The sequence below is a fragment of the Mucilaginibacter sp. A5337 genome, from assembly GCF_059690695.1.
Window position 1 is genome coordinate 350,313 of the sequence record NZ_JCAWEC010000005.1, and the last position, 25,025, is coordinate 375,337.

At 43.8% G+C, this 25,025-nt stretch carries 20 protein-coding genes; 12 read left to right on the forward strand and 8 right to left on the reverse strand.

The features are described 5' to 3' along the window. Nucleotides 1-38: 38 nt before the first annotated feature. The 8 genes from AC59JO_RS18735 to AC59JO_RS18770 all read left to right on the forward strand — a co-directional run bounded on the left by AC59JO_RS18735 (nucleotide 39) and on the right by AC59JO_RS18770 (nucleotide 11,587). Nucleotides 39-215 carry a hypothetical protein gene (locus tag AC59JO_RS18735; RefSeq protein ID WP_497307118.1) on the forward strand — a complete coding sequence of 59 codons (177 nt, stop codon included), beginning with the start codon at nucleotides 39-41 and terminating at the stop codon, nucleotides 213-215. Further along, nucleotides 212-3,301, forward strand: coding sequence for a SusC/RagA family TonB-linked outer membrane protein (locus AC59JO_RS18740; protein WP_497307120.1), 3,090 nt, complete (start codon nucleotides 212-214; stop codon nucleotides 3,299-3,301). The genes AC59JO_RS18735 and AC59JO_RS18740 overlap by 4 nt, the downstream gene beginning before the upstream one ends. 24 nt (nucleotides 3,302-3,325) lie before the next feature. Further along, nucleotides 3,326-4,882: a RagB/SusD family nutrient uptake outer membrane protein gene (locus AC59JO_RS18745; protein WP_497307122.1), complete on the forward strand. Its 1,557-nt coding sequence runs from the start codon at nucleotides 3,326-3,328 to the stop codon at nucleotides 4,880-4,882. A gap of 77 nt (nucleotides 4,883-4,959) precedes the next feature. Beyond that, nucleotides 4,960-5,436: a DUF6841 family protein gene (locus AC59JO_RS18750; protein WP_497307124.1), complete on the forward strand. Its 477-nt coding sequence runs from the start codon at nucleotides 4,960-4,962 to the stop codon at nucleotides 5,434-5,436. Between the two features lie 12 nt (nucleotides 5,437-5,448). Beyond that, nucleotides 5,449-7,284, forward strand: a complete 1,836-nt coding sequence (locus tag AC59JO_RS18755; RefSeq protein ID WP_497307126.1) for an arylsulfatase — start codon at nucleotides 5,449-5,451, stop codon at nucleotides 7,282-7,284. A 96-nt stretch (nucleotides 7,285-7,380) separates the two neighbouring features. After that, nucleotides 7,381-9,261 carry an arylsulfatase gene (locus AC59JO_RS18760; RefSeq protein WP_413667419.1) on the forward strand — a complete coding sequence of 627 codons (1,881 nt, stop codon included), beginning with the start codon at nucleotides 7,381-7,383 and terminating at the stop codon, nucleotides 9,259-9,261. Between the two features lie 2 nt (nucleotides 9,262-9,263). Beyond that, complete coding sequence (locus AC59JO_RS18765; protein WP_497307128.1) at nucleotides 9,264-9,995, forward strand: thioredoxin domain-containing protein; 732 nt, start codon at nucleotides 9,264-9,266, stop codon at nucleotides 9,993-9,995. Nucleotides 9,996-10,003: 8 nt separating this feature from the next. After that, nucleotides 10,004-11,587, forward strand: a complete 1,584-nt coding sequence (locus AC59JO_RS18770) for an arylsulfatase (protein WP_497307130.1) — start codon at nucleotides 10,004-10,006, stop codon at nucleotides 11,585-11,587. A 52-nt stretch (nucleotides 11,588-11,639) separates the two neighbouring features. Here AC59JO_RS18770 and AC59JO_RS18775 read toward each other — a convergent pair whose 3' ends face one another. The 6 genes from AC59JO_RS18775 to AC59JO_RS18800 form a co-directional block, all read right to left on the reverse strand. Next, the gene (locus tag AC59JO_RS18775; protein WP_497307132.1) at nucleotides 11,640-12,602 is read right to left on the reverse strand and encodes a hypothetical protein; all 963 of its coding nucleotides are present in this window, start codon (nucleotides 12,600-12,602) and stop codon (nucleotides 11,640-11,642) included. A gap of 61 nt (nucleotides 12,603-12,663) precedes the next feature. Next, the gene (locus tag AC59JO_RS18780) at nucleotides 12,664-13,929 is read right to left on the reverse strand and encodes an O-antigen ligase family protein (protein ID WP_497307134.1); all 1,266 of its coding nucleotides are present in this window, start codon (nucleotides 13,927-13,929) and stop codon (nucleotides 12,664-12,666) included. Continuing rightward, nucleotides 13,907-15,031 carry a DUF1972 domain-containing protein gene (locus AC59JO_RS18785; RefSeq protein WP_413667424.1) on the reverse strand — a complete coding sequence of 375 codons (1,125 nt, stop codon included), beginning with the start codon at nucleotides 15,029-15,031 and terminating at the stop codon, nucleotides 13,907-13,909. The genes AC59JO_RS18780 and AC59JO_RS18785 overlap by 23 nt, the downstream gene beginning before the upstream one ends. Continuing rightward, the gene (locus AC59JO_RS18790) at nucleotides 14,970-16,172 is read right to left on the reverse strand and encodes a glycosyltransferase family 4 protein (RefSeq protein ID WP_497307136.1); all 1,203 of its coding nucleotides are present in this window, start codon (nucleotides 16,170-16,172) and stop codon (nucleotides 14,970-14,972) included. Before AC59JO_RS18790 ends, AC59JO_RS18785 begins: the two co-directional genes overlap by 62 nt. Beyond that, entirely contained in the window at nucleotides 16,162-17,181 is a 1,020-nt protein-coding gene (locus AC59JO_RS18795) for a glycosyltransferase (RefSeq protein ID WP_497307138.1), read from the reverse strand. The genes AC59JO_RS18790 and AC59JO_RS18795 overlap by 11 nt, the downstream gene beginning before the upstream one ends. Beyond that, nucleotides 17,174-18,856, reverse strand: coding sequence for a hypothetical protein (locus tag AC59JO_RS18800; protein WP_497307140.1), 1,683 nt, complete (start codon nucleotides 18,854-18,856; stop codon nucleotides 17,174-17,176). Before AC59JO_RS18800 ends, AC59JO_RS18795 begins: the two co-directional genes overlap by 8 nt. Before the next feature lie 204 nt (nucleotides 18,857-19,060). On the opposite strand from AC59JO_RS18800, the gene AC59JO_RS18805 reads away from it, so the two are divergent. Both AC59JO_RS18805 and AC59JO_RS18810 read left to right on the forward strand, forming a co-directional pair. Continuing rightward, complete coding sequence (locus AC59JO_RS18805; protein WP_497307142.1) at nucleotides 19,061-20,473, forward strand: oligosaccharide flippase family protein; 1,413 nt, start codon at nucleotides 19,061-19,063, stop codon at nucleotides 20,471-20,473. Continuing rightward, on the forward strand, nucleotides 20,470-21,684 hold the full coding sequence (locus AC59JO_RS18810) for a glycosyltransferase family 4 protein (RefSeq protein ID WP_497307144.1): 1,215 nt from the start codon (nucleotides 20,470-20,472) through the stop codon (nucleotides 21,682-21,684). The genes AC59JO_RS18805 and AC59JO_RS18810 overlap by 4 nt, the downstream gene beginning before the upstream one ends. Here AC59JO_RS18810 and AC59JO_RS18815 read toward each other — a convergent pair. Continuing rightward, nucleotides 21,668-22,468: a glycosyltransferase family 2 protein gene (locus tag AC59JO_RS18815; protein WP_413667430.1), complete on the reverse strand. Its 801-nt coding sequence runs from the start codon at nucleotides 22,466-22,468 to the stop codon at nucleotides 21,668-21,670. The genes AC59JO_RS18810 and AC59JO_RS18815 overlap by 17 nt on opposite strands. 112 nt (nucleotides 22,469-22,580) lie before the next feature. Beyond that, entirely contained in the window at nucleotides 22,581-22,757 is a 177-nt protein-coding gene (locus AC59JO_RS18820) for a hypothetical protein (protein WP_497307146.1), read from the reverse strand. A 297-nt stretch (nucleotides 22,758-23,054) separates the two neighbouring features. Between AC59JO_RS18820 and AC59JO_RS18825 the strand changes: the two genes are divergently transcribed. Both AC59JO_RS18825 and AC59JO_RS18830 read left to right on the forward strand, forming a co-directional pair. Then, a complete protein-coding gene (locus AC59JO_RS18825) occupies nucleotides 23,055-23,702 on the forward strand; it encodes an RNA polymerase sigma factor (protein WP_413667431.1) in 648 nt (215 codons plus the stop codon). Next, a complete protein-coding gene (locus AC59JO_RS18830; RefSeq protein ID WP_497307148.1) occupies nucleotides 23,699-24,997 on the forward strand; it encodes a hypothetical protein in 1,299 nt (432 codons plus the stop codon). The genes AC59JO_RS18825 and AC59JO_RS18830 overlap by 4 nt, the downstream gene beginning before the upstream one ends. Nucleotides 24,998-25,025: the final 28 nt, after the last annotated feature.

The following is a 25,025-nucleotide window of genomic DNA, read 5'->3' on the forward strand; positions in this document are numbered from 1 at the left end:
AGCCTGTTTCAATTGAGTCATTTTAATTATTCAAATCTATGCAAAATATTGCAAATGCAGGGATTGGCTATGCGTTGCCTTTTCCGCTACAGGCAGCATCTTTTACGCTGCAAATTATTGAGGATGCCTTTCATCCGCAGCAATTATACAGGCCGTTCAATGCGGCTATTGATCAGTCGTCCGGTTTTTCATCTTTTAAAAACCTGTCGACATGAAAAAACTGTTATTAATCCCATTCCTGCTGTTTATTGCTTTTCCGTTGCTAACCATCGCGCAGCAAACCCAGCCTACCATCAATTCGCATTTGGTTGGCCGTGTAATTGACAGCGCAACCCGTGAGCCCTTGCCCGGTGCAGTGGTTAAGATCCAGGGTACCACTCACGTGGTTTCAACGGACATTGAAGGCAAATTCAGCTTTATAACCGGCCAGAAATTTCCTTATAAACTCATTATCACCTTTACCGGATACGAAAAGAAGGAGTTTATTGCTGATGGCAGTCCGGTTGAAATCAAACTTAAAGATGCTCAAACTCAGCTAAACCAGGTGGTTGTGGTAGGCTATGGCTCGCAAAAACGTAAGGATATCACCGGTTCGGTGGCTTCTGTTCCGGCACTGGCTTTAAAGCAACCGGTTCCTTCGCTCGACAGGGCCTTGCAGGGTTCTGTTTCGGGCATCCAGGTTACACAAGCTACCGGGCAGCCGGGAGCAGGTGTAACCGTGCAGATCCGCGGCGTAAACTCTATCAATGCTGTTGCCGAACCATTGTATATTATTGATGGTTTCCCAACATCAAATAGCAACTCGCTTACCGACGCGGGGGTAACCAACGGACCAAAGATCAATCCGCTGGCATCTATCAATACTTCGGATATTGAAAGTATCGAGGTTTTGAAAGATGCTTCGGCCACGGCTATTTATGGTACACGCGGCGCCAATGGTGTAATCATTATCACCACAAAAAAAGGTAAAGCAGGCGTATCATCTATCAATTATGATGGCAGCTACGGCAAGCAGGAGGTAATTAAAACCTTGTCTTTGCTTAATACTCCTCAGTGGGAAGCTTTACGTAACGACGCGCTGGTAAATACCGGAAAAACCGCCCAAACAGAGGCTCAACTAAACCCATATAATGCCAATACCGACTGGCAGGCCGCCGCTTTCCGTAAGGGAACGTCGCAAAATCATAGTCTTTCAATATTTTCTGGTACCGAGCGCACGAGACTTGCTTTTTCCGGCAATTACTTTAAACAGGATGGTATTCTGCAAAATACCAATTTTGAGCGTTACGCGGGCCGTGTGAATGTGGAGCATGATTATAACGACAAGTTTAAGATTTCGTCATATATCACCGGCAGCCGTACCACCGCGCAGATAGCACCGGCTGGCGTAGTTCCTGCCATTTTGCTGATGACCCCAACCACACCCATTTATAATACAGATGGCTCCTTCTTTAGTAAAAATATATTCGAAGGCACTTACGGAAACCCAATCAATACGCTATATAACCAAACCAACACCACTACCACAAGCCGCATTTTAGGTAACATCGCGGGCGATTATAAGATTACCGAAAACCTTACCGCAAGGGTATTGGCTGGTGTGGATATCATCGACAATAAACAAAACCGTTACCTGCCTGCTACCGTTTATGAGGGCTCAGGCTACTCAGGTCTCGGTGAAGTTGGTACACTAAACTCATTTAACTGGCTTAATGAAAATACGCTTACTTACAACAAAAAGTTTGGCAAGCACTCGCTTAATGTATTGGCCGGTTTTACGCAGCAGCAATTTAAAGCAGAAGGTTCTATTAATGGAGCATCAGGTTTTGTGAGCGATTATGATACTTTCAATAACCTTGGATCAGGCAGTGTAACCAACGTTTCAGGAAGCGGTTTTGCTATCGCACCATCTTCATCATCAAATACCTGGGCTTTAAAATCTTATTTGGGCAGGATCAATTATGGTTTTAACAGCAAATACCTGTTAACCTTAACCCTGCGTGCTGATGGTTCGTCGAAGTTCGCGCCCGGGCATCAGTGGGCATCTTTCCCATCGGCTGCCATAGCCTGGAACGCATCGAGCGAAGATTTCCTGAAAAACGTAACTGCTGTCAGTCAGTTAAAACTGAGGTTGAGCGCCGGTCAAACCGGTAACAGTGATATCCCGGCTTACCAGTCGTACTCGCAATTAGGTTACTATCGCTACAATTTCGGTAACGCTACGGTTGCCGGTTTTGCACCCAATAGTTTGTACAATCCCAATTTAACCTGGGAAAAAACAAGTCAGTATGATTTTGGTTTCGACCTGGGCTTGTTTAAAGACAGGGTTACCATAACGGCGGATGTTTATTATAAGAAAACCACTAACCTGCTGCTTTACCTGCCCTTACCGGCAACAAGTGGTTTAACCATCATTACCAATACGGCTATTACCAACCCCCAGCAGTATGAGAACGTAGGTTCGGTACAGAATAAAGGTTTTGAATTGGGCATTAACTCCCATAACCTTGTTGGCAGTTTTGTATGGAACACTAACCTGGTATTTGCACTTAACCGTAACAAGGTGTTAAGCCTTGGCGGCAACGGTGTTAATCAGTTTATCCCCGATTCATCCCTGCCATCCATCATTAAGGTTGGCGAACCTATAGGCTCATTCATCGGTTACAAAACCAATGGCCTTATTCAGGCCGGCGGACCGGTACTTACTCCTGCGGCCAATACTTCACCGGGCGGTCAAAACTACCAGGATATTAATGGTGATGGTAAAATAACGCAAACCGGCGACAGGGTGATACTCGGTAATGCTCAGCCTAAATTTACCGGAGGCATTACCAACACGTTTGCCTATAAAGGTTTTGACCTGAGTGTGTTTTTACAAGGGTCTTATGGTAATAAGATCTATAATCAGCAACGCAACGTTCTGGAACTGGGTACCGGCTATACCAATGCTACAACCACCTTGCTAAACCGCTGGACACCAGCCAACACCAATACCGACGTACACAGCGCATATCAGGATCCTGCGCCAACCATATCAGACAGGTTTGTGGAGAATGGGTCGTACCTACGGTTGAAAAGCCTTGGTTTGGGTTACACGTTTCCGCAATCGGTACTTTCTAGGTCGCCTATCAAGAAAGTCAGGATCTATCTGAGTGCCCAAAACCTGGCAACCTGGACTAAATACACCGGTTATGACCCTGAAGTGAGCAGCAACGAGCAATCAGCCATTACATCGGGAGTCGATAATGGAGCTTACCCGAATAATAAATCTGTAATAGTTGGCATAGGAGTTACCCTGTAACAGCTAAACCTTGATTTTTTAGATATGAAGACGAAAAATATTAAATACCTCATTATACTGGTTGCTTTTGCCGCGGTTTCGTGCGCAAAGCTCAAAGAAGACCCGCGGTCGTTCATCCCGGCAAGCCAGTTTTATAAAACCCAGGCAGACGCCGTGGCAGCAGTTACCGCCGCTTATTCGTTATTGAACGCCGGGGCAAATAGTGTTCAAACACCTTATAACACCCTTTTTAACACGGGCATGAATTTTATGGCCGATGACGAAGCTCCGGGCCCGGGCGCTACCAATCCCGATGTACGCTCACAAGCAGTATTGGGGCATTCGGCATCAGGTTTGCGTGTTTTGCAGATCTGGCAGCAGCATTATGCCGCGATTAAAAAGGCCAACATTGCTATTGATACTATCCCCGATATCAAGTTTGATGCTACGTTAAACAAAAGACTTGTTGCCGAAGCTAAGTTTTTAAGGGCACTGTATTATTTTAACCTTGTGAGGCTTTATGGCGATGTGCCATTAGTTTTGCATGATCAAACCTCTATAAACCTGGCCGATCTTCAAATTCCGAGAACGGCCGCGGCTACCGTGTATGCGCAAATAGAAACCGATTTAACCAATGCAGCTGCCGATTTACCCAATAACTATACTGGCCCTGATATAGGCAGGGCTACAGCGGGTGCAGCCAACTCCTTACTGGCTAAGGTTTATCTTACCGAACGCAAATGGGATAAAGCTGTAGCACAGGCAGAGGCTGTAATTAATGGCCCATACGGGTACGATCTGTTTGCCAATTACGCCGATGTGTTTTTGCCTGCAACTAAAAACGGAAAGGAGCATATTTTTTCGGCGCAGTTTAAATCAAATTCGCAGGGACAGGGCAACAACCAGGCACCCCGGTCAATATTGAACGGTATCCCGGGAATGGTGGGCAGCTACGCCGACCAGGTGGTATTTTATTCTGTACCTGATGCCACCAAACCAGGCGGTGTAGATAAGTTTTTCAGTATTTATAAACTGTATCCGGCCAATGATAAACGTAAGCGGGTAAGCTTTGTAACACGCTTTCAAAGTCCTACAACCAATCTGTGGTATGGTAAGCTGAATGATGCCACAATCCCTAATGATTCAATCCCATTCTTTAATAAATATTATGATCCAAGCGTTGCTGCTAACGAGGCAGAATCGGGTGCTAATGTATCTATTATTCGTTTCTCGGACGTATTGCTGATCCACGCCGAAGCGGAGAATGAACTGAACGGGCCAACAGCAAAAGCATATGCATCCATCAACAGGGTAAGGAAACGCGCCGGGCTTGATGACCTTACCGGGCTTGATCAGGCTTCATTTCGCAACGCGGTTTATCTGGAACGCAGACTTGAGTTTGTATTTGAATACCAGCGCTGGTTTGATCTGATCCGCGAACGCGATGCTTCGGGTAATGGCATATTGGAAGCAAGCCTCCTTAAAGTTGGTAAAACCAATGTGAGCAAAGGCGCGGCGGGTAAATTTTATCTGTTCCCGATACCACAGCAGGAGATTGATAACAGCAATGGTAAGCTAACACAAAACCCTGGCTGGCAATAGAAGCTGATGAACTGAGCGATGCGGGCAATGGTCTACGCGGTTCCCTCTTGCAAAAGATGATTTAAAAGCGATATTCTATGAAAAAGATAACAATGTTCCTGCTAATCCTGACTGGCCTCGTAAGCCGGGTATCGGCACAAAGCGCCCCTATCGAAAGTGGCTCGCACGGCATTGACCCGCGTGTAAGTGCTGCCGTATTGCAGGTGCTTGATGAGTACATGTCCACCTTTAATGCTAAAGATTTGAAAGGATGGGAGGCCACCTACCAGTTTCCGCATTACCGATTGGCCGGCGGCAAAATGTCAGTATTGGAGAGGGCTGGTCTGCGTGATTCGGCAAAAGTATTTGGCGAATTGCAAAAAGCAGGGTGGGACTACAGCCAGTGGGACCACCGCAACATTGTGCAGGCGTCGGCAGATAAGGTGCATGTTGATACCCGCTTTTCGCGCTTCCGTGCCGATGGCAGCCTTATCGGGCATTATGAATCACTATACATATTAACCAAAGAAAACGGCCGCTGGGGTGTAAAATTCCGCTCCAGCTATGCCGAATAAACCTACATAAACATGAAAACAAAAAAAATAACATTGTTCCTGTCGCTTGGCCTGTTAGCAGCATTTACAGCCAAAGCACAAAACGGACAAGCACCGGCATTTGGCGGCACGGTGGGTAAAACGCTTGATGATTCGAAGGAGTGGTGGCCCGAGCCTCATAAAGCGCCCACCGGCGCGCCAAACGTATTATGGATCATTTTAGATGACGTAGGCTTTGGTGCTACAAGCACCTTCGGCGGCATCATTAAAACCCCAAATTTTGATACGCTGGCCAATAACGGCCTGCGCTACACCAATTTCCATACGGCAGGGATCTGTGCACCAACACGCTCGGCTTTATTAACCGGGCGTAATCACCACTACGTTCACGAGGGTGGATTTTCGCATGTAACTCTGTCTGCCGGCTTCCCCGGATATGATGGCAGGATCCCATCGGATAAAGGTACGGTAGCCGAAATATTACGCGAAAATGGCTACAACACCTTCGCTGTGGGCAAATATGGGTTAACGCCGGATGAGGACGCTACCGATGCCGGTCCGTTCGATCGCTGGCCTACGGGCAAAGGCTTTGATCATTTCTTCGGGTTTTTAGGTTCGGCAACAGATCAGTATAAACCCGACCTGGTAGAGGATAACGCCCACGTAACACCGGATGGCCGTCACCTCACTGATCAGATCACTGATAAAGCCATCTTCTACCTTACACGGCAGCATAAAGTTGCACCTGACAAACCGTTCTTTTTATACTATGCGCCAGGCGCTACACATTCACCTCACCAGGTGGCAAAAGAGTGGAGCGACCTGTACAAAGGTCAGTTTGACAGCGGTTGGGACGATTTCAGGGAGAAGGTGATTGCAAGGCAAAAACAATTGGGCATTATCCCGGCCTATGCCAAATTGCCCGAGCGTAATACACGCATCCCGGCCTGGAAATCATTGCCTGACGCCGAGAAAAAACTGTACGCCCGTTTCATGGAAGTTTATGCAGGATATTTGACCTATACCGATCATGAAGTTGGCCGTTTGATCAATCACCTGAAACAAAGCGGTCAGCTGGATAATACGTTAGTGTTTGTAATTATCGGCGATAACGGTGCCAGTAAAGAAGGTACAGTTCACGGTGTTATCAACCCTAAAAAGAACTCGTCCAAATTGGTTGCTGAAGATGCTTACCTGAAAACTAATATCGAGGATATTGACGATATCGGTACTCCGCAAGCAAGCACCAACTATCCGCTTGGCTGGGCACAGGCAGCTAATACGCCGTTTAAATACTGGAAACAGGATGCCAACTCTGAAGGTGGCACCCGTAACCCATTGATTGTTTATTATCCCAAAGGAATTAAAGACAAAGGAAGTATCCGCACCCAATATGGTCACGTAATTGATGTGCTTCCTACCACGCTTGAATATACCGGTATTAAGCTACCTGAATATATCCGTGGCATTAAGCAGGATACTTTGCAGGGCACTTCATTGGTGTATTCGTTTGATCATCCCGAGGCAAAATCAAAACATGTTTTGCAGCACTATTACATTTTCGGTTCGAGGTCGATTTATAGCGATGGCTGGAAGGCCGAAGCCGCTCATCACCCTGATAATGTGGAATTGGGCGACTTTAAAGTTGGGCAAAACGTACCCGATAAAAGCTTTGATGAGGATACCTGGGAATTGTATAACCTGAATGAAGATTTTAACGAGCGCATTGACCTCGCCAAAAAATATCCCGAAAAGTTAAAAGAGCTGAAAGCTGTATTTGAAGCACAGGCCCAAAAGAACAACCTATATCCGTTTATCGATTGGTATGATGTGTATCACCAGCGTATCCACAAAAATTATAAAAAGTAACCAATTATATAAAAGCTAAAAGCAGAAGGCAAAAAGCCCAAAGCTTGATTGCTATTTGTGAACTGAATAATAAACTTTATATAACCATTTACAATTATGAAATACGCTTATCAACGAATTGTCGCCTTATCGGCAATAGCCGTGGCGTTCAGCTTGCCTGCCTTTGCGCAATTGCCGCAGGTTAAGGTGACGCCCGCTAATATAGCGCCCATCGATCCCGCCAATTATAAAGGCGTGGAAGGTAAAACCCTTGCCGAATCAAAAGAGTGGTGGAATAAACCACTCAAGGCGCCGAAGGGTGCACCAAACATTGTCTGGATTTTGCTGGATGATGTTGGCTTCGGCGCATCAGGCACCTTTGGTGGTTTGATCAGTACGCCAAATTTTGATACGCTGGCTAATAATGGCTTACGCTATGTCAATTTTCATACAGCAGGTATCTGTGCGCCAACACGATCTTCATTACTAACCGGACGTAATCACCATTATGTACACATGGGTAACTTTGCACACGCTTCAACGGCTGCCGGTTTTCCGGGCTATGATGGCCGGATCCCGCCAGATAAAGGTACTATTGCCGAAGCTCTTCGAGCCAATGGCTATAGTACTTTCGCGGTAGGTAAATGGGGGGTAACACCTGATGAGGATACTACGGCCGTTGGTCCGTTTGATCGCTGGCCTACAGGTAAAGGTTTTGACCATCACTTTGGTTTCCTTGAATCTGCTACCGACCAGTATAACCCGCCGCATTTGGTTGAGGATAATTTCCACATCAAACCGGATGGCCGCAACCTGAACGAGCAGATCACTGATAAAGCCATAGCTTATATCGATGCAGCCCATAAAGCAGCGCCAGATCAGCCTTTCTTTTTATACTATGCGCCCGGCGCCACGCACGCGCCACACCAGGTAAGCCATGAATGGAGCGATCTGTACAAAGGCAAGTTTGATGAAGGATGGGATGTATACCGTGAAAAAGTATTTGAAAACCAGAAAAAGGCAGGTTATATCCCTGCTTATGCCAAATTGCCTGAGCGCAACGAGCGTATCAAGGCCTGGAACAGCCTGCCTGCCGATCAGAAAAAATTGTATGCCCGGTTCATGGAAGTTTATGCAGGCTATTTGACCTATATCGACCACCAGGTGGGCCGCGTAATCAGCTACCTGAAAGCTTCGGGCCAGTTTGACAATACTTTGGTTTTTGTGATGATAGGTGATAACGGCGCCAGCAAAGAAGGAACTGTGCACGGCGTGATCAATCCTAAAAACTCAGCAGCAACCACACCCGAAGCAGACTACATCAAAAGGAATGAAAGCGATTACGAAACCATCGGTACGCCCGAAGCTTCAACCAATTATCCTTTAGGTTGGGCACAGGCAGCCAATACGCCGTTTAAATATTGGAAATCGGACGCTGATGCTGAGGGCGGTACCCATAACCCGCTGATAGTTTATTATCCAAAACTCATCACCGAAAAAGGCGGCATCCGCACGCAGTACAGCCATGTATCTGATGTATTCCCAACCACTATTGAGGCTGCCGGGTTAAAACTGCCCGAGTACGTTAAAGGCATTAAGCAGGATACGTTGCAGGGTAAATCATTCTTCGGTTCGTTCAATAATGCGCAGGCAAAAACATTGCATACACAGCAGTACTATTACATTTTTACTTCGAGGTCGATATATAAAGATGGCTGGAAAGCCGAGGCTGCACACCGCCCGGATAATGTGGACCTGCTGAACTTTCCAAAAGAGAAAACGATTCCTGAACGTAATTACGATAAGGATGTTTGGAAATTGTATAACCTGAACGAGGATTTTAACGAGCGTGTTGACCTGGCCAAAAAATATCCTGAAAAGTTAAAAGAATTGAAAGACCTGTTTGATGCGGAAGCTAAAAAGAACCACATCTATCCATTTATTGACAGGGACGATATCAACAACAAAAGGATCCATAAACTCGAAAACAACAATTAATTATGAAAAACTTAAAAATTGTATTACTGGCCCTGCTGGTAGTTTTCACCGGCGAAGTGAAAGCACAATCACCTGCTTTATTATCGCTCGAAGCTTTTGCGACTAAACTGAAACAGACAAAAGAACCACAGATATTGGATGCCCGTTCGGCGGAGGAATTTGCGCAAAACCATATTAAAGGTGCTGTAAACGTTGATGCCAAAGCAGCAGATTATCAGCAAAAACTGGATGGTTTGGATAAGGAAAAGCCAACCTTTGTTTACTCAATAGCTAATGGCCGTAGCACAGTGCTTTCGCGCGAGTTGCGTGCTAAAGGGTTTACCAACGTGGAGGAACTGCCTGGCGGTTTAGCCAATTGGATAGGTTCGGGTTATCCTATCATTTCGACGACAAAAAAGGGCGTTTCGTTATCAAAAGCACAGTTTAATGAATTGGCTGCTTCGTCACCTTTGGTGTTGGTTGATTTTGGGTCGAGGTATTGCGGGGCCTGCAAAAAGTTGGTGCCTGTATTGGATTCGCTCAAAGCAAATTCTGCCTTTACTCCGAAGGTGATCAGTATTGAGGTTTATGACAATACCAACTTAGCAAAAGAGCTAAAGGTAAATGTATTGCCAACGCTGGTGCTGTATAAAAACGGTAAGGAGGTTTGGAAAAAGCAAGGCTTTTCGTCAACTGCGCAGGTTATAGCAACTACCGAACTGGCCAAAAGTGGATTGACCGCCAATAATAAATAACCCGGAACATGATTAAACACATTGGCTACCTATTGGTAGCTATATTTTGCACGGGGCCTGTATTTGGGCAGGCCCCTAAGCAAAAGCCCAATATCGTTGTCATTTTAGCCGACGATATGGGCTTTTCTGATATTGGCTGCTTTGGTTCGGAGATCAGTACGCCTAATATCGACAGACTTGCCCGCGAAGGTCTGAAGATGACACAGTTTTACAATGCCGGCAGATGCTGTCCATCGCGGGCTGCATTATTAACCGGCCTGTACCCGCACCAGGCCGGTGTTGGCGACATGGTAAAATACAAAGGCTCTCCCGCTTACCAGGGTTACCTGAATGACCATAGCGCTACCATTGCCGAGTTGCTGAAAGATGAGGCAGGTTATAACACCATCGTATCCGGTAAATGGCATGTTGGGTTGCAAAAATCTGCACTGGCCTATAACCGCGGTTTTGATCAATCTTTTACCATGCTAAACAACGGGAGCAGTTATTTCAACTCGGCGCCGTTGTATAATGATGGCAGCAAGATCACCTTTATGCTGAATGATAAGGAGATCACCCGCAGTGATACTTCAAAATATCTTACACAAGCCATTACCGACTTTGCTATCAAATCATTGAATGAGATCAAAGACCAGCAGAGGCCGTTTTTTATGTACGTAGCTTATAATGCCCCACATTGGCCTATTCAGGCGCTGCCACAGGATATTGCGAAGTTTAAAGGCCAATATCTTAAAGGCTGGGATGTATTACGGAAGCAGCGTTATGAAAAACAGTTAGCTGCCGGTATTATCAAAAAGCAATGGCAATTATCAGCACGGGATAAACGCGCACCGGCATGGGATTCATTATCTCCCGAAGAAAAAGACAAATGGGATACCCGCATGGCCATTTATGCAGCCATGGTTTACCGGATGGATGCCTGTATAGGTGAGATCATGACCAAACTGAAGCAACTTGGGAAAGATAAAAACACCATCGTCCTGTTTGCTTCAGATAACGGAGGTAGTGCCGATGAGGTTAAGAGCCTGTCGACTGTAATACAAAAAAACGGAACTCCCGGTTCTGTAAACTCAATTGACAGTTACGAAATTCCCTGGGCCAACGTTAGCAATACCCCGTTTAAGTTGTTTAAACGCAATACACACGAAGGCGGTATAGCAACGCCGCTTATTGCCTGGTATCCCGGCCATATCAAGCCCGGAAGCAGTAATAGTAGTCCCGGCCACTTGATTGATCTGATGCCAACCTGCCTTGACATTGCAGGTATTAGTTATCCAACGCAATATAAAAACAGGCAGTTAACGCCGTTGGCGGGTATTAGTTTAGTTGATGCTCTTAAAGGGAATCCTTATAAAGGTAATGAAACTTTATTTTGGGAACACGAGGGCAGCAGGGCTATAAGAAAAGGACGCTGGAAACTGGTTGCAGAAATTGGTGAGCCCTGGGAGTTATATGATCTGGAAGCAGATCGATCTGAAATAAATAACCTTGCAGCTCAATATCCCGATAAAGTTAAAACCCTTGAAACAGAATATTTGGAATGGGCCAAAAAAGTTGGCGTTGTTGATTGGAATAGTATTAAAGGGTTGTAAACAAACAGTAAGCAAAGCTGAAACCAGATAGGGGGGCGGCTTTGCTTATTAACTATTGTGCTATCCGGTCTTCAAATTCCTGTAATAGCATAGAAACCTTGACCCGGTACCGCTCTATTAGTTTCTTTTGAAAGTTTTCGGGAGATGGTTTGGCGAAATGTTTGCTTGCTGCCATACTCATTACATTACCCCGCATATTCAGCTTTTTCATTTCGGTTTTTTTGTTCCAGCGGCCAGATGTGATCTGCATTAATGTATTATCGAGCCAGTTGCCAAATGGGTTATTAAACAGCCGCTCTGCAAATACCTTATACCAGGGCTTTTTTAACGGCAGGGCAGTGGCAAGGCGCATGCATTTATTGGGCAGGAAATCGTGCATCCAGGCATTGGCTTTATAAAAATTCTCAAAGGTAACGTCGCCTTCAAGCGGAATAATAGTTGCTACTTCAATGGCTGTATAAATGTTTTTTTCAACTATCTGTAGCTGTACCTCATCGATATAATAGTTCATGCAGTAGTTGTGCTGTTTACCAACCAAAAAAGTAAGCTTTTTGAACATGTGCATCAACGTACGCGCAATCCAAAGCCGGTTACGTTCGGTGATGATAAAGAAATCAATATCTGAATTATCGTCCGCGCAGTTTTTAGATAAGGACCCTGAAATGCCTATACCACGCACATAAGGAAATTTGATCAGGAAAGCTCCCACTTCTTTAGCCTTGTTGATCAGCTCGGCTGCTTTCTTATTTCCTTTATTGCGCTTTATCGCAATCATATAGTCGTTTTTGAGCGAATAGAACCTGTCGAAATGGAACACCAGCTTATTAACAACAAGCTGATCGAGCGCTTCGGTAAAATCATATTGCCCATATTTATTTTCCAGAAACAGGAATATTTCGCCATATGTTAGCGGATAATCCCACATGTCAAAATAGGCAAGGGTAGCTAAGATATTGTTCCGGGTATTCAACAAGCGTTTATTGTTTTGTTCAACTAAGGTGGCTATACTTTTCACGTCTTTGTATATATAGTGATGACGTACCCCTTGTAGCTTTGGTTGCCTGCTAACAAAGTAGTTACACAATATTTTTAGCTTGATTGCCAACATCCTGAAGGCTTCCTGAAAATATCAATAACGAGAAAAATACGCTGTAAAAAAAGATTCCCTTATCTACGTCTAAAAAGTTTTCGGAAAGGGAAACGGCAGTTACAATAACCATAAAAGCCATCAGTAATAAGTCGCGTTTTGCAATTGCCGTTCTGATGCCAAAAGCCAGCACAAACAGGTAAACCAACAAGCCGGCGATCCCCGATTTAATAAAGAAGCTAATGAACTGGTTATGTGCATTTAATTCTGCTAAATACGATCGGTAAAATTGATGATCAAAAAATGGGTCTTTGAGCAAACCAATCTCGGTACCTGCACCATGACCAATAACCGGCGATTGCGCGCCCACGCTAACGGCTACACCCCAACGGGCCAGCCGCGGATCGGTAAGACCGGGGCCGGTTGATTCACTAAGGTCTTTTCTTAGTTCGGTGACATATCTTTCACGGAAGGCCCGCATCGCAAAAATGCCTGCAACCACTACAACAAACATCGATGTAACTATAGTTGTGTATTTTAACCGTACCTGCCCCTTCAGTATAAACCATGGTATAATCACATTCAAAATAATAACTATCGCCGCAAATATTGATTTTGAGCTAAGCTGGATAATGCCGGCAGCCAGTAAACAACAGCATAACATATAAAGTATCTTAAGCCTGGCTGAGCTTTCTTTTATGAACATATATAATAGATAAACCAGTGCAATAGCTATCTGCATGGAAAAAAACGTGGCGTGGATCTCCAGCGGTCCTGAAAAATTATGATTTGTAAATGCCGGTGATACCAACGCTTTAAGTGGTAAATGATAATATCTGATGGTAATAAGGGCCTGCAAAAAAAGATATGCTATCGTAATCGTACATCCAATGGAAAAAATTAGCAACAGGTTATACCGGTATTTTTTTAGATCAAGCGGGTTGAAGATAAAGATTAATGGAATCAGCAAAATAGTAACCTGCCTGCCTAATTCTGTAAAAGCCTGCGGTTTATTGGTAGTATAAATCGTGCTCAGCAGCGTTACAAAAAATACTGCCGTTAAAGCAAAGTTAGTTTTGGTTAAAACAGGCTTGATGTTGTTTCTACGAATCTGGATAATGGTATGCAAAGCCAGGCCTATCAACAACAGGTGACTGTAAAACATATTGAACGGCAGGCTCAGCAACAATAACATCAGCTGGTAATAGCTGATCCTGTTGTTCAGCGTATCATCAGGCCTTAGCAGCTTTTCCATGTTGTTCCTGGTAACATTGTAATATAAAATCCTCGTAATCATTGATCACTACCTCCCAGTTAAACTGGTATTGTATCTTTTGAAGGTTGTTCTTAACCATTTCACGCTCGATATCCTTGCGCTGTACGTTTTCAACCAGGTGCCGAACCTCGTTGGCATTATCAAAATAAAAAGCATCCGAGTTAAGTACCGATTTATTGAAAGGATTATTATGGGCAGCAATGAGCGCTTCGCTGGCCATGGCCTCGAGCAATGAGGGGTTAGTGCCGCCCACGCTATGCCCGTGAAAATACAGATAACTGTTGTTCTGCAATGCACGCACAACCGAGTTGTCAAAATTGGCGCCTTTAAATTGTATGCGGTCGTCGTTTTTAAACCGGTGCGTTATGAATTTGCCAAAGCGGTTGCTGGTATCGCCCAAAACCATAAAGCTTTTTGTTGATGAACTGTTGTTAAAACCCTCTAAAATGGTTTCGATATTGTTTTCGGGCTCCATGCGGGCCATTAGCAAAAAGTAATCTTCTTTCAATACTTCGCTTTTATCAAACTGCTCACGTTCCTGTTCCGAAAAAAGATCGGCACCATAAGGGATATAGCGGCTGTCAACCTCGTACTTATCTTTAAGGTATGACCTGATCACCCTTGAATCGGAGATGTAATACTGGCTATGTTTTACGGCCAGCTTTTCGGCATATTTAAGGAATTGTTGTACCGGTTTTGAGTACTTGGAGCGTTTCCATTCCAGGCCATCCATATTGGTAATGATTACGCTGTTTGGCGGATAAAGGTGGCCCCAAACCGAGCTGCTGGTATAGCCCATAAGCAGCACCACATCAAATTTACGTTTGCGGGCGTCCATAAGACAGTTAAAGTCATAGGCAAACTGCCCGGCGGTACCTACAAGGTATTCCGGATCATAACAATGCACAATGTTAACGCCGTTCCAGGTATCGGCTTTGTAAGGGTGGTTATGCGAGTTATAAACAGTAACCGAATGCCCTTTTTTTACCAAACCGGCCGATACATATTCAGAAATATGCTCAAACCCGCCATAGTAGTTCGGGATGCCCCTCGTGCCTAAGATCGCTATTTTTAGTTTCATGACAATGAAAGTTTGCTTGTAATAAATTGTAAAATATGATGCCGCTTTTTTGCCAGTGGTACCGTTGTTCAACATGTTCGGCTACCCGGCTGGTAAATGCATAACCGGGAGGTTGCTGAACGGCGAGTGACAGTTTTTGCTCAAAAACGGCCTGATTTGCCGGGTCGAAAGTATATGGCGCAAAAAAGCCAAAGTTTTTCATGGCTGTTTCTGATGAGCACAGTACCGGCGCTCCGCAAATGGCAGCTTCAAGTGGCGGAATCCCAAAACCTTCGGCTTTTGAGGGATACACAAACAATCTGCATGCGCGGTAAAACGCTGCCAGATCGGCTTGTTCTGCCTGTGGGATCCACCTGAAAAACTGCTTTTGCTCCGGCGTGAGGCTCCTGATGAGCTTGGTTAACCCGGGTGTTTTTATTGACGCTTTGCCGATAAATACTAAGCTGATCCCTTTTTCATATAACCTCAACTTTAAGTATTTCTGAAGTAATAAAAGGTGATTCTTACGCGGTTCAATGCGGCTGGTGTACAGGATAAAATCCCGGATGCCGAATTTCTTTGCTACCTGGTCTTCAGCTTCCTGCTTTGATGCCTGGTATTGCAGCAGCGAGTTACTTACGCCGTTTTGGATGATGTGTACTTCATTGACGGGAATCTGATAGTAATCACAGATCCGCGCTTTTGAATAGTCGGATACCGTGGTTTTTATATCAGCATTTTTGATGCTGCGGCCAAAAATGTAGTTGCGCGGGATGCTGAACAGGATTGGGAAATCTTTCCTGAAATCATTAAAAAGCATATCATGCATGGTGACGATATACCGGCAGCCGGCTATTTTTTTAGGGCAGATGTATTGGAAATGCGCAAAATCAAACCTGTATTTTTTGATATAAGCAGGGATATCAAAAATGAAACGTAAAATGTTAAATCCCCGGTTTTTGTAGGGCAATATGTTTTGCGGCGGCAGCAGCGGGAACTGCCGGCGAATATTTTCGGTATCACGTGCGCCGATGTAAATATCTATGTCAGGGCGCTCTGCCAGCAGGTGGTTATATAGCTCGCGTATAAAAGTTTGCGCCCCCTGAAATTCTTTATCAAAGGAGTGTGCGTCAACAAACAGTTTTATCTTTTTAGCTGCCATAGTTTAATTCCTTTTGATTTAGAACAGCAGTTGGCAGTTCGGCTTCGTCGAGACGAAAATTGCCTTTGCCTATTTGATACAGTCTGAGCAATGTACGCTCGGGCAAAAACGTCATCAGCAGTAAAAAGTAATTCTTAATATGCAGCGGACTAATAGACAGCGTTTTGATCAGGTTTTTTCGTGCTTTTTCGGGCTGGTAATTATTCCATAAGTATTTTTTGCCGATTAGGGCATAGTAAGCCCCTTTTTTGATGCGGGGAGACAGCTGCTTAATGCCAATCTCCGATAACTGCCTTCCTTCGGCCTCAGTAATGCTCAGCTTACGCAGGGTTTTGTATTTGATCTGCCTGAATTTTCCTGTGCGCCACTTTTCATCAATGGTAATAGATTCGGCATTAAGCCTTACTTTAATGAGTGGTTGATTGAGATTAAAAGCCTTTTCGTGTTTAAGGATACCAGCCCACAAAAAATGATCTTCAAAAGTATAGGCCAGCTCATTATAGCCACCTGCATTTAACACAGCGTCGCGTTTGTAAAATACGCTTGAATGAATAAACGGACAGGTCTTGTAACTCAACTGCCTGATCTCATTGTGGCTCAGTGCATCGGGCTGCCAGGTAAATATCAGGTCGCCATGCACGTCGGTATAATCAACTCCTGATCCTATTATACTGTAGTATGGATGCGAAGTGATAAAATCATACTGCACCTGCAGCCGATAGGGATAGCATATATCATCGGCATCAAAACGGGCAATGTAAGGTGCACAGGCATGACGTAAACCGTTATTAAGCGCCGTGGCTACGCCTTTGTTTTCCTGTGTTAAAACCTTTATGCGCTCATCTTTAAATGAGTTGATGATCTCGAGTGTGTTATCTGTAGAACCGTCATTTACAATGAGTAGCTCAAAATCAGTAAACGTTTGTTCAAGTACCGAAGTAATAGCTTCGCGGATATAGTTACCTGCGTTATAAGCAGGCATTAGAACAGTAATTTGAGGGTTATGCATATGCAAGTTCCTCCGGCACTGTGGTTTTTGTTTCCAAATCGGGCGTTGTGGTTTCTTTTATATTGAGGAATAGCATCAGTTCAAAAAGCACGAGTACCGAAAGTTGCTCAAACCAGTAATCGAGAAAAAATATGCCCGCTACCATCATGATTATGGGTAAACCGTAACTAAGCTTTTTGAAATGCCGCGCAAAAAAGCCGAGGTAAAAAATAATGAGGGCAAGAAAGCCCAGGATGCCATATTCGCTCAGCATCTGATCATAAGTGGAGTAAGGGCTATTGCGTACCGAACGGAACTCGGCATTTTTGCTGAAGAAGCTCAGGTACAAGTCGAGATGGTTACTCATAAAGGCCGGGTTGATATAGATGTATTTTTTAGGATAATCGCCCCTGATACCTGCGCCCACAGCCCTGAATGCTATTTTGGACGAAAAATTTCCCGGGCCTAAGCCGGCTATGCTTTGCAGCGGATGTGCCGCGAGGTAATTGAACGTTTGTGCAGCACCGGTGATTTTACCGGGTAGGGTTGGCCTGAAAGGTTCAACCTGGCAAAGCGGCAGTTGAGCCCGGTGAGTAGTTATGCAATCAATCAATTGTTGCCTGTCGGGCGTTATCTCACCAATATTATAAAATTCGGCAAAGTGGGTGTTGGGAGCGGGTATGTACAATCTGCCATCATCTGTAAGGGGCAGTTTTTTGATTTTTTTATCGAGTGCGCTGAACTTTTCCTGACTGGCCTTTATCGTGCTCAGGCTATCGAGGTAGTGTTGCGCATATTGTCTGCGGCGTTCGTCCCTGCTTAATGTATTGCCAGTATGGGAAACCGCGTTGTTAACTGTTCCTATTTGCTTTTCAGGGCGATTTTCACGCAATGCACTTGCCGTAACCTCATTAAGGTATTTTCCGTTTTGCGGCGATATTTTAACCATGGAGATGATATAGATCATCAACGCTACCACGATCATGCTTTTTTGATCGCGCGTAGTTTTAAAAGCAAATATGAAAACCAGGATAAGGAGAAATAATACACTAATGAGGTTACTGTAGGTAAGTACCAGCGTGCTCATACACACAATCATCATGGCCAGGTTGGGTTTATAGATAAAATAAAACACACCGAAAGCGCAGATTACCGCGTTGGTTGACGAGAGATCAAAGCTAATGCCCATTACATCATCGCCGGTATTTATAAAATAGCGCTGGTGCATTCCCATGTACGCGTAAGGGTTAATGCTTTTGATTATCCACATAATATGCACCAGGTTCGCTGCCGAAAAAATTGCATTTATGATAAAAAAGATGATGAGCGTGCGGTAAATGGTTTCGGCATCCGTTTTATCAACCATGAGTTTAACCTGGTGAACTGCCAGTATGGCCAGTACCCAGCATATTAATGCCCAGCCAAAGACAGGTAAATAGTATAAGTCAACAAAGTTTTGGTTAATGAGCGCGGCAACGATGGCTATCGGAAAAACGAGCAGGTAAAACAGAGGGATCCTGGAATTGCGAAGCTTAAACCCAAACCTGAAGTTAAACTGCGTTAAATAAGCAAAAAGCAGCGCAACTATCTTAAACGGAATGCGTACGTTGATGAACAGCAGCAGGAAAATAAGCAGCCGCCAATCGGCGTAAGTTTTCCACTTCTTAATATCAAAACCCGGCAAGCTGATTGTCATTATTCCCCTTGTATTTATTGATGTTTATTCCCGGTTTTGCAGGCCCGTTCGTGATTGTTCTGTTTAAATAGGTTACGTGTCAAAAAATAGAATGGTTGCCTCGGCTTTGTGCTGATATATGCAGATATTTAACCGGTTTATAAAAATGTTACAGGCAACCTGCCGGTAAAAACATTAGTATAAGGGTATAAACAACATATAGCGTTGCTCAGGAGTAAAGCGTTCATCAGGTTTTTTTCATCAGGTTTGCAGGCATTGGCCCTGCAGGTGCTTGGCAGTATCTTTTTTTATGTTATTTCTGTTTACCTCAGCAAGGATAGCTTTGGAGCTATAAGCTGGATGAATGCAATCTCTATCTTCATTACTACAATACTTGGTTTTGGTTTGGAGCAGGTGGTGATTCGCCGCATAGCAGCCTCACAACGATCAGACTGGGCTGCTGCGGCATTTTTATTTCATTCGTTGGTTGCTTTTTCGGCAACACTTGCCGTGTTGTGGCTATTGAGTTTAGTACTTCATGATGATATCTACAGGTTGCTTCCCTGGTTTTTTGCGGCTCAGGGTTTGCTTTTTATGGGGATACCGTTAAAGCAGTTTTTAAACGCCAAGGAAAAATTCACGCCGTATGGTGTCATTGCTATTGTAAGCAATAGTTTGCGGGTTTGTGGGGCATTTTATCTTATTGCAGTTCATCAGTTGCAGGTCCGTTCTATCATCATGGTAATGATATGTACTGCCGGGGCCGAATTATTGGCCTTGCTCACATACGTTATCGCCAAAACTGATTTTAGTTTTAAATTTCGTTTTCAGGCTTATAAAAAACTGCTTAAAGAGTCCACAGCGCAATATATATCTGTAATTTTTGACATGAGCCTTTCGCGGATGGACTGGCTGCTGTTGGGCTTCATGGCAAGTAAAGCCGTTTTGGCCGATTATAGTTTCGCTTACCGGGCTTATGAGCTTACCCGGCTGCCCATGCTTATTATAGCTCCGGTTATTTTGCCGCGTTTATCGAGGTTAATGACGTCAAAGCTAACTAACGAGCTGCGTGATCAGGTAAACGCTTTTAATACTGCCGAACTGTTGCTGGCCATGCTTTTGCCTCTCGTGTTTAATATACTTTGGACACCTGTAGTTGGCATGATAACCGGCGGTAAGTATGGTGCCACCAACGCCGGCGAGTTTTTGATACTATCGTTGTGTATACCATTGCAGTTTTTTATCAACCTGCTTTGGTCGTTAAGTTTCAGTATTAAAAAATATAAGGCGGTATCGTCTGTTACCGTAGCATGCGCCATAACAAACATCGGCCTTAACTTTGTATTGATCCCACTATTTAATGGTATCGGTTCGGCGGTAGCGTTTTTAATTACCAATGTGTTACAGGCTGTACTTTATTACCGGCTGGTAAATAAACATGTGATGCATATCAGCTTAAAGCCCTTTGCAATATTGTTGCCGATAGCCCTGGCAGGTTGGTTTATAACAGCTTTTTTAAACGTTCATTTTTTGTTAAGGCTTTTATTGGGGGTTGGTTTTTATCTGGCAGCGGCCGTGGTTACAAAGCAACTAAGCAGGCGCACTATACAAAATACTCAACAATTTTTAACGCAATGAACATTTTATACCTGTGCGATGAATACCCTCCAGGGCCGCATGGCGGTATAGGTACCTATGTATGGCTTATTGCCCGGCAAATGGCAAAGCTTGGACATAAGGTAATTGTTGCCGGTTTGTACAGCCGCGGGTATGGAGGCGCTGATGAATTTGAAGATGATGGTGTAAAGGTTTTCAGGTACCGTTGGGGAATTGATGGCAAGTTGTTTGAAAAGCAGCAGGGTATAGGCACGCGAATAGTTAACAGGGTATTGCTGGATACGGGCATAACCCGGCGGGATATTAAAAAAAGCCTGGCTGCTTACCAAGTTAAACTGGAACAGATCATCGCCTCTGAGAAAATTGATATTATTGAAATGCCTGATTATAACGACTACATCAGGTTTTGTAGTTCTTATATCCCGTTCCCCAATTTATCAGTTCCGGTAATTGTTAAGTTGAATGGTTCAATTACTTATTTCAATGCGGAGGCCGGAAAATCTGTAGCTCCGTATGTTTTGAAAATGGAGCAGGATATTTTAAACCGTGCAGCGGCTGTAAGTAGTGCGAGCGCTTATACTGCTGATAAAAGCGCCTCGTATCTGTTGTATAATAAGCCCATAAGCATATTATATAACGGTATCGATACTGATATCCCTTTTGAGAGGAATAGGATGTGTGATAACAAGCAAGTTGTATTTACAGGCAGTCTTGTTCAAAAGAAAGGGGTTTTTCAGCTGGTAAAAGCCTGGAATATAGTAGTTAAAGAGGTTCCTGATGCCCGGTTGCTGATACTCGGCAAAGGCCCGGTAGGTAAGGTTGCCGCTTTTTTACAGGAGCACGCAAAAAGCAGTGTGACCTTTAAAGGTCATGTAAATAAAGATGAGCTTTATGGCTGTTTAGCCGACTCGGCAATGGCGGTATTCCCGTCATACGCCGAGGCCTTTGCGCTGGCGCCATTGGAGGCCATGGCATGCCGAACGGCCGTGATCAATTCAAACCGAACATCAGGTCCGGAACTGATTGATGATGGCGTTAACGGATTACTAATAAATCCTGACGATGTTGAGCAATTGGCATCGGCAATTATAATGCTGCTTAACGATCCCGAAAAGCGATTGAAACTCTCCGTAGCAGGAAATGAAAAAGTGAAGCAGTGTTTTGATATCGATATTATAGCAAGGCAGACGCTGCAATTTTATGCGGAAGTGCTCATTAAACATGTTCAATAGTCAATTCACTATGATAAGCATCTTGTGTTTGCGGCAACTCTTTATATTGTTTCAAATAAAGGTATTTAAGATGCGTGTTTTTATAAATAACACGTGCTATGGCCAATCCCTCAGCGCCATCCAAAAAGCCCAGCCTGATAATGTAATTACGTAAAAAACCAAAAGCAGGCGAAAAGTAAAGCTTTATAAACGTTGCTTTTTTACCGGCTTTATAATACTTAGCGGCACTTAGTTGCGCATAGTGAACAGCTTTGCGTTTAAAGTCATCAATATCTGTTACCGAATGATGATGGATATAACCTGCTATGTTTTTAATTTCTGCACCGGGTGGCAAAAGCAAAGTTTCGTGCACTTCTGTTTCGCCCCATTTTACCAACAACCGGTTAAATAAACGCAGGTGATGATCGTTCCCCCAATTGCCAAAGCGGATCAGCTTTTTACCAAAGTATGATCTGAATTTGATGTCATAAACAATGTTTGGTTTATCTAAATTTAAATTGTGAAGCGCTTCGATAAGTTCCGCGTCTGGTACTTCATCGGCATCAAGGCTTAAAATCCAGTTATACCGTGCCTCGGCTATCCCTTTATTTTTGTTTGCACCGTACCCGCTCCAGCTTTTTTGAAACACCCTGCAGCCGTAACGGGAAGCAATGAGTGGGGTACCATCGGTACTGTCATTATCAATCACAACAATATCATCCGTAATTAAACGGGCCATTTTAATACAATCCTCAATAAAGGCAGCCTCGTTTTTAGTAATGATCACAACAGACACCGGTACCATGCAGCAGTAGTATTAGTAGTATATATTAATCAAGGATCTGTTACAACCCTTTATAAGATATATCGTACATGTTTTCCGTATGGTTGCCTTAAGTTGGGTAAACAAAAAAATATTATGGATTTTGTTTATTCCATGCTGCTACATTGATCAGTTTATCAGAAACAGTATTTCGACAGGCTGCATTAGGGCATAGAATGACCCAGCGATCTTTGGTTTGTTCAATAACCGGGCGGCGCCCGCATATTTTACAATTGTTAACAGGGAAGTTTGGGTTTATCTCGGTTCTCATAAAAGGCCTTTAAAACAGGCGGAAGTTGTATACATGAATATTACGCTATAAACACACATTCCGGTTGCCTTCAAATCAAAAATATAACTATTTGCAGGGATTTATTGGGGATGCACTAACTTGTACATATTTTGTATAAATAGCCCTCATAAATGTGAAAATTGAGCATAGTTTTGCTCAGATATGAGAAATAATAAAAATATTTTCAGCAACAGGCAACCTTTTAATATTAGTTGCCGTGATGTGCGTAGATTAGGTTAAATTTATGCACTTGATTCTGAGTTTATAAAACCCCATATGGGCGAAGAAGAGTTACATCAATTGATCAATGGCTGCGTAAAGCAGGACAGGAAGAGTCAAAAAATGCTCTATAAGGCGTTTTATGGCTTTTCTATGGGTATTTGCCTGCGTTATGCTGGCAACCGTGATGAGGCTGCAGAAGTGATGAACCAGGGCTTTATGAAGGTATTTACCCATATTGACAGGTTTGACACTTCAAGGCCGTTTAAGGCGTGGATAGGCCGTATCATGATGAACGTTTCTATCGATTATTATCGCGCCAATTTAAAAATGGCTTATACGGAAGATTTAGAGAAAGCAGAGAATGTGAGCGAGGGAGACCTTACAGATAAAAATTTAAACTATGAAGATCTGCTGGCTATGGTGCAGCAGTTGCCGCAAGCTTATCGTACCGTATTTAACCTTTTCGCGATTGATGGATATTCGCATGAGGAAATAGGAGAGATGCTGAACATAAGTCCGGGAACTTCTAAATCAAACCTGCATAAAGCAAGGCACAAACTAAAACAAATGATATTAAAAGCAGAGGAAACTGCTAATAAAACCAATTACAACAGGGGTATGGATTTTAACCCGATTGTGGCCTGTAATGGCATAGGTATAGATGTAAGGACTACTTTTTTTAATAATGGTATCAGAGGATGAAAAGCGAAGAGGATTTAGATAACATTTTTAAGAAGGGGCTGGAAGACCCGGCAAATCATCGCGCGTTTAACGAGGATGACTGGGATGCGCTTGAGCAAATGCTTGATAAGGGCAAAAAACGCCGTGGAATTATTTACTGGTTGCCAATTGCAAGCGGCATAGCAGCTATGTTACTGTTGTTTTTAGGCTGGTGGTTTTTTAAACCCAATGTACAGGATAATAACACAACAGGACAACAACAGGTTAAAGTTAAACCAGTTGCGCCTAAAACCAATTCTGTAACAGGTAACGGGGGGATACAACAACCTCAAACAGATACCATCCAAAAAGCGCTGCCGGCAAATAATAACCTGGCTGCCAATAGCAGCAGTACAAGCAGTCATGCTAATACTGCTCAAACTACTTTATTACCATCTGTAAGGGCCGGACACCGTAATGCCGGAGGTACAGGTGACAAATCTACGATCGGTTCAGATACCATTATGCGGCGTTATCCTGCACTCATAGCAGGTACCGGTACAAAAGGGAATAACAATCCTGCTTCAAATTTGCTGGCAAGTAGTGTCTCGTCTTTGAACCTTACACAGGCTTCTTTATCAGCGCCTGATTTTAAAACTCAAATTGACAGGCCGCTCGTAATAAATACAAGTACATCTAAACCCGATAAAAAAATAACCAAACAAAGTTTTGGCTACCGGCCGCAATGGGCTATCACCGCACTGGCTTCATCTGATGTTAATGGTACAAGCTCTTTCCAGGGTAAAGTTGGCAGCAATTATGGCTTGCTGCTTTCATTTGGTGCTACTAAAAGGTTAACCATTACCAGTGGCGTAGTGTATTCATCAAAACCTTACAACACAAGCTTTGCTAATTATAATACCACATATAACTTTAAGCATGATCCAATTGATGTAACTGCCGACTGTAAAATGCTTGATATCCCAATCAATATAGGTTACCAGGTGTATGGTAATTTCCGCAATAAATTATCGGTGGGCACTGGTTTATCATCGTACCTGATGCTGCACGAAAAATATACTTATAACTATGGTAATGGTGCTAACAGTGCCGCATGGCCTCAAACTTATACTGTACCAAACAGTAAGGGATATTTATTGAGCATTATCAATATCAACGCAACCTATGAGCACAAAATAAACTCAAAGTTTGGTGTAAGCGTTCAGCCATATATGAAAGTGCCAATTTCGGGAGTGGGGTATTCTGATATTAAACTGCAATCCACGGGTGTAGCAGTGGGGGTAACCTATAATCTTAATTCGTTCAGAAAGCCGTAATAGCTTGTACAGCCCTTACGATGAGGCT

Coding starts and splice junctions, on each gene's coding strand:
- AC59JO_RS18770 (WP_497307130.1), top strand. CDS start 10,004: ATGATTAAACACATTGGCTACCTATTGGTAGCTATATTTTGCACGGGG.
- AC59JO_RS18745 (WP_497307122.1), top strand. CDS start 3,326: ATGAAGACGAAAAATATTAAATACCTCATTATACTGGTTGCTTTTGCC.
- AC59JO_RS18750 (WP_497307124.1), top strand. CDS start 4,960: ATGAAAAAGATAACAATGTTCCTGCTAATCCTGACTGGCCTCGTAAGC.
- AC59JO_RS18780 (WP_497307134.1), bottom strand. CDS start 13,929: ATGGAAAAGCTGCTAAGGCCTGATGATACGCTGAACAACAGGATCAGC.
- AC59JO_RS18825 (WP_413667431.1), top strand. CDS start 23,055: ATGGGCGAAGAAGAGTTACATCAATTGATCAATGGCTGCGTAAAGCAG.
- AC59JO_RS18785 (WP_413667424.1), bottom strand. CDS start 15,031: ATGAAACTAAAAATAGCGATCTTAGGCACGAGGGGCATCCCGAACTAC.
- AC59JO_RS18810 (WP_497307144.1), top strand. CDS start 20,470: ATGAACATTTTATACCTGTGCGATGAATACCCTCCAGGGCCGCATGGC.
- AC59JO_RS18815 (WP_413667430.1), bottom strand. CDS start 22,468: ATGGTACCGGTGTCTGTTGTGATCATTACTAAAAACGAGGCTGCCTTT.
- AC59JO_RS18820 (WP_497307146.1), bottom strand. CDS start 22,757: ATGAGAACCGAGATAAACCCAAACTTCCCTGTTAACAATTGTAAAATA.
- AC59JO_RS18800 (WP_497307140.1), bottom strand. CDS start 18,856: ATGACAATCAGCTTGCCGGGTTTTGATATTAAGAAGTGGAAAACTTAC.
- AC59JO_RS18740 (WP_497307120.1), top strand. CDS start 212: ATGAAAAAACTGTTATTAATCCCATTCCTGCTGTTTATTGCTTTTCCG.
- AC59JO_RS18755 (WP_497307126.1), top strand. CDS start 5,449: ATGAAAACAAAAAAAATAACATTGTTCCTGTCGCTTGGCCTGTTAGCA.
- AC59JO_RS18790 (WP_497307136.1), bottom strand. CDS start 16,172: ATGGCAGCTAAAAAGATAAAACTGTTTGTTGACGCACACTCCTTTGAT.
- AC59JO_RS18795 (WP_497307138.1), bottom strand. CDS start 17,181: ATGCATAACCCTCAAATTACTGTTCTAATGCCTGCTTATAACGCAGGT.
- AC59JO_RS18830 (WP_497307148.1), top strand. CDS start 23,699: ATGAAAAGCGAAGAGGATTTAGATAACATTTTTAAGAAGGGGCTGGAA.
- AC59JO_RS18765 (WP_497307128.1), top strand. CDS start 9,264: ATGAAAAACTTAAAAATTGTATTACTGGCCCTGCTGGTAGTTTTCACC.
- AC59JO_RS18735 (WP_497307118.1), top strand. CDS start 39: ATGCAAAATATTGCAAATGCAGGGATTGGCTATGCGTTGCCTTTTCCG.
- AC59JO_RS18760 (WP_413667419.1), top strand. CDS start 7,381: ATGAAATACGCTTATCAACGAATTGTCGCCTTATCGGCAATAGCCGTG.